Raw genomic sequence first — 7,738 nt, 5'->3', positions numbered from 1 at the left:
CCCGTCCTCTGCGGAAACGTCATCTGGACGCTCCCGCACGGACGGGGTCAACGGCTATCAGCTGCCGAACGCCGAGGTCCCGCCCACACCGGGGACGGATTCCGGGCCTCCGGCACCCAGCAGCGGTCGTCGGCATGGGCTCCCACACGGCGACCCAAGCGAACACGAGTACCCCTGGCCACCCCGGCGACGATCCCCCGACTGACGCGGCCGCGCGCGTGTCGACGTTCGTCTCAAGGGTGGCACGAGCCGCCCAGTGGATGTTGACGCGGAAGTCCCTGAGTGCGCCGATCAGGGCGACGAGAGCTCCGGCTCGGTCTCCTCGCCGCTGTCGGTGACGCATCTGCCTTCCGCGCCGTGACGCTGGCCATCCTGCGGCCGATCAGGAGGGTGCCACGACACCAGGATCTCGTCGTCGCCGATGCGGACCAGCACCTGCTCCATGTCGAGATCTACCTGGTGGAACTCGGGACGTTGCAGCGTGATGGGTTTCCTCGTCACCCCACAGCGAGGCCGATGAGTTCGTGGTTCCCGGCCGGTCCACGCTCGTGACACCCGAGGAAGGACACCGCCATGTCGGAGCTTCTCGTCGATTTCATCACCTCCCTCGACGGCTACGCATCGGGCGAGGGATGGCCCGGTTTTTGGGGCCTGGAGGGCCCGGAGTACCTCGCATGGCTCGGCGAACAGCCCGAGGTCACCTACCTGATGGGAGCGAACACCTACCGCCTGATGTCGGGCTTCGCCGCCGGTGATGTCCCGAGTGGCCAGGACGAGTTCAGGCCCGAAGAAGAGGCGTCCGTCGACGAGCTCACGCGCGCGTCCAAGGTGGTGTTCTCCTCCTCACTCGAGGAGCCACTGACGTGGGCCAACTCCACGCTCGTCCGCGGTGACGCCGTCGAGGCGGTCCGCGCCATGAAGTCGAGTGGCTCGGGGCTCCTCAGCACGATCGGCAGCCTCAGCCTGTGCCGGTCCCTGCTACGAGCCGGACTCGTCGACCGCTTCCGGGTCGGGATGTTCCCGGTGATCACCGGGGCCACGGGCGCAGAACGCATCTACGACGGCTATCCGGACGTCGCCCTCGAGATGATCGAGCACCGCACCTTCGACGGCCGCATCCAGATGGTCGAGTACAAGCCCCGCGTGCTCGAGCACCCGCCGCTCGGCGCCCCTGCGTGATGTCGCCCCCGTCCGCCGGTCTGGACGGCCGCCCGAAGTGCAGACCGCGGCCGACCGGCTTGGTCATGAGACAGCCCAGCGTCTGACCATCTGGCTCGGCGATGATGGCGCCTGTCTCGTCCGCGAGCTCGCGTGAAATCGTGGCAGCTGTCTCGCGGAAGGCGCCCGACTCGGAGCGAACAGCGCTGTCAGCGGCCCCTTGCACGTCCGCATCGGTCCTGATCGTGAGCCGGCAGATGCAGCCGCTCCGCGGCACCTGAGCTTCGCTACCTTCTGTCGGCCAGCCGCTTCAGACCCCGCAACTTCCTCAGCCCTGAAGCTTGTCCATAGTGGGCCGCTCTGGGACAGCTGGCTGCGAAGGCGGCCTCGGGGACGCCCACCCAGCCGGATTCGACGCCGGAGGACTCGGCCTCCTCGTGACCCATATGGCACAGGGAAACGTCCGAATTTGTACAGCCGTCCTGCCTCCTGAGCGTGATGCTGGTCGGTGTCAACGAAGGGGCGGGCCACCGCCTGGACGAGATCAGAGGAGCCTTGCGCGTGAGCGATCAGATCACCTGGGAGAAGTGCCCACAGTGCGGTGACTCCGCCGCCGTGGGCTGGGTGAAGGTCCGGGAGATCACCGGACCCACGGTGGTGTGGATGCCGGCGGAGTTCGATTGCCCAGCGGGATGTGACCTCACGCAGGACGAGCGGTTGGCTGCGTTCGATCCCTCGAGCTGGGTGTGAAGCGCGCAGCTCTGCTGGCCTGACCGGTAACGGACCGGAGATGTGGCCTCCTCGCCGCAGCGTCACCGCACGTGGTGCGACTGACCGCGGGCGCTGTGTTCCACCGTCTGACGTCGCCGCGATGTGTCCCCACGTGCGCCGCTCAGAGACAGGTGCCGGATCAGGGGCACCTTCGTGAGGCCAGCTTCACGTGGGCCGACGGGAGCCCGCTCACGGCTTGTTGCGACCGCGCCAGAGGACGACAGCAGCGACGACCATCCAGCCCACGAGGATCGACACGAGTGCCCAGCCGACCCAGCCTGGATCGCCCTCGGGCACGCTGACTACGCCGAGCACACAGGGATCCTGACGGTTCGAGCGGGGCACGGCGAGCGCTCGTGTCCCTGAACGGGCCGCTCAGGGCGACGCCCCACCAGCTCACCATGGGCGTGGCTCAGGACGCTTCGAGACTGGCGATGCGAGCTGCGCGACGCTCGGCACCGTCGAGCGGACTCACCGACGGACGGCGTAGCGAAGCAGGACGTTGTCGGATCCCGCGGGGCGGCGGGCGTCGAGCAAGGTCAGGTCGGTGGGCCGGTCGAAGGTCGGTGTGCCGCCGGCGAGCGCCCGGGGCCCCACCATGAGGTGGATCTCGTCGACCAGCCCGTGGGCGAGCAGCCCGTTCCACATGGTCCGGCTGGCGAAGACCAGGATGTCGCCGGTCCCGCGCTGCTTCTCGGCGGTGACCCGGGCGGCCGCGGCGGCGCGCGGGACGACGGTGGTCACGCCGTGCCACGGGTTGTCGGTCGGCACGACGAGCCCGTCGCTGATGACGATCTTCGGAAGCGGGTCGTAGCGCCGGCTGAGCTCACGGTTGTCGTCGCTGAGGGCACGGTTGGCGGGGTCGTGCGGGGCGTCGGCGATGTGCGGCCAGTAGGAGCTGAAGCCCTCGAACGAGCGCCGGCCGAGCAGCACGGTGCCGGCGGAGCGGATCCGCTCGAGGTTGTAGGCGTCGAAGGCGGCGTCCATGTTCAGGGCCATGACGTCGCCGCCCGGCCCCTCGAACGACCCGTCGAGAGAGACGGTGTTGCTGACGACCACGGTGCGCACGGGGTCCTCCTCCCGTCGGGGCCCCGGGTGGGCCCTCCACCACTGAGTCGGAGCTGGTCCGACCATCTCGACATCGAGATCGCCGCCAGCAGCTCCGCGCAGGCCGCTCGGGGACATCCGGGACCGCTGCCCGCGCCGCATCGGCAGAGCGACCCTCGGCGGCCGCCGCGGTACGGGTCAGTCGGCCCGCGGGCCGCGAGCGTTGGCCGGGTCCCCCGCCGGGTCGAGCTCCGCTCCGCCGGCCGGGTGCAGGAGCGGGCCCGGCGCGCCCTCCCCACGGCCGAGCGCCGCGACGAACTGCCGCAGCACGTCGTCGCCGGCGTGGAACGGCGCCCAGTCCAGCAGCCGCCGGGCGCGGGTCGTGTCCAGGGCGGGTGCCTGCGTCCCGATGTCCAGCCAGCCGGGTTCGGTGGGCACCAGGTGGGCGTGGAACGCCGCCGCCAACGCGGTGCGCAGCACCACGGCCGGCACCGGCACCCGCACGGTGCCCAGCGCCGTGGCGATGGCGTTCGCGTCCATCGTCGGCTCGGCGGCGAGGTTGAACGGGCCGGGCGCGCGGCGGTCGAGGATCCTCCCGAGGGCGTCGGCGACGTCGTCGGCGTGGATGAAGGAGACGTAGACCGACGGCAGCGGCAGGGGCAGCACCTTGGCGACCGACCCGGGCAGCAGGCGGGCCGCGCCGAAGAGCAGCGGGCCGAGGAAGTAGCGGCCGATCTCGCTGCTGGCCTCCGGCTGCAGGACCAGCGTCGGGCGCACGACGGTGAGCGTCGTCCCCGCGGCGCGGCTGACGACGTCGCGCACCACCTGTTCGGCCTGGGACTTGTCGCGGCTGTACTGCGCGCTGGGGATACCGGTGGTGGGCCAGTCCTCGGCCACCTCGGTCCGCCCGGCCCCGGGGGCGTAGGCCCCGAGCGAGGACATGTGCACGACGTGGCGCACGCCCGCGGCCACCGCGGCCCGGGCCACCCGGCGGGTGCCCTCGACGTTGACCCGGTGCAGCCGCTCGGGCTCCCGGCCGGGCTGCAGCGCCCACGCCAGGTGCACGACCGCGTCGACGCCGTCGAGGAACCGGGTGAGCGCGTCCTCGCTGCGGGCCTCGCCGAGATCGGCGAGGTGCCACCGGACGTCGTCGTAGGGGCCGCCGTCGGGCGGCTGGCGCCGGGCCAGTCCGCGCACCTCGGCCACGCCGCTGTCGGGAGCGGTGAGCCGGCGCAGCAACGCCGTCCCCACGTTGCCGGTCGCACCGGTCACGGCGACCGTCAGGCCCTGGAGGTGGTCCCGGGACAGTTCAGTCATGCAGGGGCGGCTACCCGGAGGACGGCGGCCTACCCGGGCGCCCGGCATCGGGGCTGGCGGGCCGGGCCGTCACCCGAACGTCACAGACGACGACCACGGCGGAAACCCGGCGACTGTCTACTCGCACGCAACCGCGAACACCGCGAGTAGACGACACGAGAGGTCCCGCATGGACGTCGGAAGCACTGCTTTCATCCTCGCCGCCACGATGGCGGTCGCCCTGATGATCCCCGGGCTGGCCCTCTTCTACGGGGGCATGGTCTCCTCCCGCGGCGTGCTCAACATGATCATGATGGTGTTCGGAGCGGTCGCCGTCGTGGGCGTGCTCTGGACGTTCTTCGGCTTCTCCGCCGTCTTCGGGAACTCCTACGGCGGCGCCGGCCTGCTCGGCGACGTCACCGAGTACCTGGGGCTGGGCTCGCTGGTGCCCGGTGACGAGAGCGCCGCGCTGCCCCCGGCACTGGTTGCCGTCTTCCAGGCGCTGTTCGCGGTGATCACCACGGCGCTCATCGCCGGCGCGGTGGCCGACCGGGTGCGCTTCGGCCCGTGGCTGCTGTTCGCCGGGCTGTGGGCGGCGCTGGTCTACTTCCCGATCGCGCACTGGGTGTTCGCCTTCGACTCCGCCGACGGCAGCGTCCTCGGCGGGTGGATCGCCAACAAGCTCGCCGCGGTCGACTTCGCCGGTGGCACCGCGGTGCACATCAACGCCGGCGTCGCCGCGCTGGCCGTCGTCCTCGTGGTCGGCAAGCGCACCGGCTGGCCCCGGCAGGCCCGGCCCAACAGCCTCCCGCTGGTCGCCCTCGGTGCCGGGGTCCTGTGGTTCGGCTGGTTCGGGTTCAACGGCGGCTCGGCGCTCGCGGCGGGCAACAGCGCGTCGGTGGTCATGCTGAACACCTTCAACGCCACCTGCGCGGCGATCCTCGCCTGGCTGCTGGTGGAGCGGCTGCGCGACGGGCACGGCACGGTGCTCGGCGGGATGTCCGGCGCGATCGCCGGCCTGGTCGCCATCACTCCCGCCTGCGGTGCGGTCACCCCGATGGGCGCGCTGGCCGTCGGCGCGATCGCCGGCGCGATCTGCCCGCTGGCGGTGGCCCTGAAGTACCGGTTCGGCTACGACGACTCGCTCGATGTCGTCGGCGTCCACCTGGCCGGCGGCATCGTCGGCACCCTGCTGGTCGGGGTCTTCGGCTCCGCCGAGGCGCCCAGCGGCCGCGACGGCCTGCTGTACGGCGGCGGCCTCGAGCTGCTCGGCGTGCAGGCGGTCGCCGCGGTCGCGGTGATCGGCTACTCCTTCGTCGTCTCGCTGCTCATCGCCCTGGCGATCCACAAGACGATCGGGATGCGGCTGCCGCAGGAGGCCGAGGTCAACGGCATCGACCTCGCCGAGCACGCCGAGATCGCCTACGACCTCGAGGGTGCCCTGCACGCTCCCGGGCAGACCACGACGCCGGAGAGCGTCATCGCCTCGGCCGAGCGGATCGCTGCCGGCGGCGCCCCGTCCCCGCGCTCGGAGACGACCACCGGCTGACGTCCGGGCCGCCGATCACGGCGCCGTGACCGCCTCGGGAGCCCCCGGGGTGGTCACGGCGCAGTCGTCGCGCGGGCGGAGGCCGAGGGAGAGGACGGCGATCGCCAGCACCGCCGCCGCGCCCGCCGCGAACCCGGCCGGGATGCCCGCGGCCTCGGCCAGCCGCGGCACGAGCAGGCTGCCGGCCAGTCCGCCCAGCATGAGCGCCAGCGACGTCGCCGAGATCGTCGTGGAGCGCTGGCCGGACGTCGTCCGGGCGTGCAGCAGCTGCTGCAGCAGCGGGACCGCTGCGGCGTGCAGCAGGTAGAAGCCGGCGAACGCCACCCCCGCCAGGACGACGCCCGGCGCGACCGCCACACCGCCCACGGTCACCGCACCGAGCAGCGCCAGGCCGGCCGCGGCCCGGGCGGCCGACCCCCGCGCCAGCCGGCGCGCCGCCGGCGCCAGCAGCGCGCCCACCGCCCCTGCCCCGTACGAGACCGCGATGACGATCCCGAACGCCGCCGAGCCCTCGGTCCGGCTGCCGACGAGGTCGGCGACGTGCAGCGGCCCGAGCAGTTCGAGCGTGGTGAGCACGGCCCCGGTCAGTGCGGAGATCGCCAGCAGCCGCCGGAGCACCCGGTCGCGGACCACCAGCCGGGAGGTGCCGCCGACGACCGCGGGCACCTCCCGGAGCCCGGCCCGCAGCGCCGAGCGCCCGCCGCGCCGCGGTGGACCCACGGGGACGACGAGCAGCGCCACCCCGGCCAGCGACACCGCGCCGAGGCCGGCAGCCAGCAGCAGCGACGCGGCGAGCGCCCCGCCCGCGAGGGAGGGCAACAGCCCGCCCAGCACCGCGCCCAGCGCCAGCCCCGCGCCGTCGGCCGCCCCTGCCCTCGACAGGCCCGGGGTGACGTCGGCGCCCGGGGCGGCGGCGTGGACGGCGTCGACGTACCAGGCCTCCAGCGGCCCGGAGTCCAGCGCGCGGCCGACCCCCAGCAGCGCCCACGCGACGGCGAACAGCAGCACGTCGTCGGCGACCACCAGGGTGAGCGTCCCGGCGATCGACAGCAGCCCGGAGAGGAGCAGCACCGGCCGGTGGCCGATCGCGTCGGCCAGCCCGCCGGTGGGCAGCTCCAGCACCAGCGTGACGACGGAGTAGACCGCGAGCGCCACGCCGATGTCGGCCGGGGACAGCCCGCGGTCGGAGGCCAGCAGCACGGTCACCGGGGTGCTGATGCCCACCGGCAGCCAGCGCAGCCCCGTCAGGACGACGAACCGGCGGGTGGCGGCCCGGACCGACAGCTCCCGGCTCACGACGGGTACTCGAGCAGCGGAAGCAGGTCGACCAGCACGTGCACCAGCGGCTCGCCCGGCTCCTCGCGCGTGTCCCGCCACCGCTCCAGGACGGCGTTCAGCTCGTCGGCCAGTGCGCGGGTGCCGGCGGGGGAGAGGTGCAGCGCCCAGTCGTTGAGCGAGGCCGCGTCGCGCCGACCCTCGTCGAGGTCGTCCCGCTGCTCGGCGTGCGCGGCCAGCACCCGGCGGTGCTGCGAGAGTGTCCGGTGGACGAACTCCTCCACCACCTCGCGTCCGCCGGGCCGGTCGACGACGTCCTCGGTGTGCCACCGGGTGCTGCGGTGCAGGGCCCGCCACCACCGCTCCCGGGCGGTGCCCTCGCCGGGCACCTCCTCGACGAACCCCAGCGCGGCGAGCCGGCGCAGGTGGTAGCTGGTGGCGCCGCTGCTCTCCCCGAGCCGCTGGCCGAGCCGGGAGGCGGTCGAAGGGCCGTCAGCGCGCAGCACCCCGAGCAGGGAGGTGCGCAGCGGGTGGGCCAGGGCGCGCAGCGTGCGGGGGTCGTGCACGTCGACGGTCGGGGTGGGCGGGTCCTCCTCGGTCACGACGCCGAGACTAGAGTGCAAAGAGTTGTTTGCAAAGACA

The 7,738-nt window shown here is 73.1% G+C and carries 9 protein-coding genes; 3 read left to right on the top strand and 6 right to left on the bottom strand.

The genetic code is table 11. The features are described from left to right. Positions 1–291: 291 nt before the first annotated feature. Complete coding sequence (locus tag MY526_RS23370; protein WP_436693943.1) at positions 292–444, bottom strand: hypothetical protein; 153 nt, start codon at positions 442–444, stop codon at positions 292–294. 129 nt (positions 445–573) lie between these two features. On the opposite strand from MY526_RS23370, the gene MY526_RS23365 reads away from it, so the two are divergent. Together MY526_RS23365 and MY526_RS23360 are read left to right on the top strand one after the other, a co-directional pair. After that, positions 574–1,179: a dihydrofolate reductase family protein gene (locus MY526_RS23365; RefSeq protein ID WP_436693944.1), complete on the top strand. Its 606-nt coding sequence runs from the start codon at positions 574–576 to the stop codon at positions 1,177–1,179. A 540-nt stretch (positions 1,180–1,719) separates the two neighbouring features. Then, complete coding sequence (locus tag MY526_RS23360) at positions 1,720–1,908, top strand: hypothetical protein (protein WP_436705180.1); 189 nt, start codon at positions 1,720–1,722, stop codon at positions 1,906–1,908. A gap of 210 nt (positions 1,909–2,118) precedes the next feature. Here MY526_RS23360 and MY526_RS23355 read toward each other — a convergent pair whose 3' ends face one another. From MY526_RS23355 to MY526_RS23345, 3 genes are all read right to left on the bottom strand, one after another. After that, the gene (locus MY526_RS23355) at positions 2,119–2,244 is read right to left on the bottom strand and encodes a hypothetical protein (protein ID WP_436693946.1); all 126 of its coding nucleotides are present in this window, start codon (positions 2,242–2,244) and stop codon (positions 2,119–2,121) included. A 156-nt stretch (positions 2,245–2,400) separates the two neighbouring features. After that, positions 2,401–2,997 carry a dihydrofolate reductase family protein gene (locus MY526_RS23350; protein ID WP_436693947.1) on the bottom strand — a complete coding sequence of 199 codons (597 nt, stop codon included), beginning with the start codon at positions 2,995–2,997 and terminating at the stop codon, positions 2,401–2,403. Between the two features lie 177 nt (positions 2,998–3,174). Next, positions 3,175–4,293 (bottom strand): NAD-dependent epimerase/dehydratase family protein, encoded by a 1,119-nt coding sequence (locus tag MY526_RS23345; protein WP_436693948.1) that lies wholly within the window; start codon positions 4,291–4,293, stop codon positions 3,175–3,177. 169 nt (positions 4,294–4,462) lie between these two features. Here MY526_RS23345 and MY526_RS23340 point away from each other — a divergent pair, with 169 nt between their 5' ends. Continuing rightward, entirely contained in the window at positions 4,463–5,821 is a 1,359-nt protein-coding gene (locus MY526_RS23340; protein ID WP_436693949.1) for an ammonium transporter, read from the top strand. A gap of 15 nt (positions 5,822–5,836) precedes the next feature. Here the strand turns inward: MY526_RS23340 and MY526_RS23335 are convergent, their stop codons facing one another. Together MY526_RS23335 and MY526_RS23330 are read right to left on the bottom strand one after the other, a co-directional pair. Beyond that, positions 5,837–7,117, bottom strand: a complete 1,281-nt coding sequence (locus MY526_RS23335) for an MFS transporter (RefSeq protein ID WP_436705179.1) — start codon at positions 7,115–7,117, stop codon at positions 5,837–5,839. Beyond that, positions 7,114–7,698 carry a helix-turn-helix domain-containing protein gene (locus MY526_RS23330; protein ID WP_436693951.1) on the bottom strand — a complete coding sequence of 195 codons (585 nt, stop codon included), beginning with the start codon at positions 7,696–7,698 and terminating at the stop codon, positions 7,114–7,116. The genes MY526_RS23335 and MY526_RS23330 overlap by 4 nt, the downstream gene beginning before the upstream one ends. Positions 7,699–7,738: the final 40 nt, after the last annotated feature.

It is taken from the genome of Geodermatophilus sp. CPCC 205761 (assembly GCF_051383655.1).
Taxonomy (GTDB): domain Bacteria; phylum Actinomycetota; class Actinomycetes; order Mycobacteriales; family Geodermatophilaceae; genus Geodermatophilus.
Note: the sequence above shows the minus strand (reverse complement) of the source record. Positions and strands in the feature narration are given on the sequence as shown.

What these genes read in the sequence shown, in the direction of transcription:
- MY526_RS23370 (WP_436693943.1), bottom strand. Translation starts at nt 444, where the DNA reads ATGGAGCAGGTGCTGGTCCGCATCGGCGACGACGAGATCCTGGTGTCG.
- MY526_RS23345 (WP_436693948.1), bottom strand. Translation starts at nt 4,293, where the DNA reads ATGACTGAACTGTCCCGGGACCACCTCCAGGGCCTGACGGTCGCCGTG.
- MY526_RS23340 (WP_436693949.1), top strand. Translation starts at nt 4,463, where the DNA reads ATGGACGTCGGAAGCACTGCTTTCATCCTCGCCGCCACGATGGCGGTC.
- MY526_RS23365 (WP_436693944.1), top strand. Translation starts at nt 574, where the DNA reads ATGTCGGAGCTTCTCGTCGATTTCATCACCTCCCTCGACGGCTACGCA.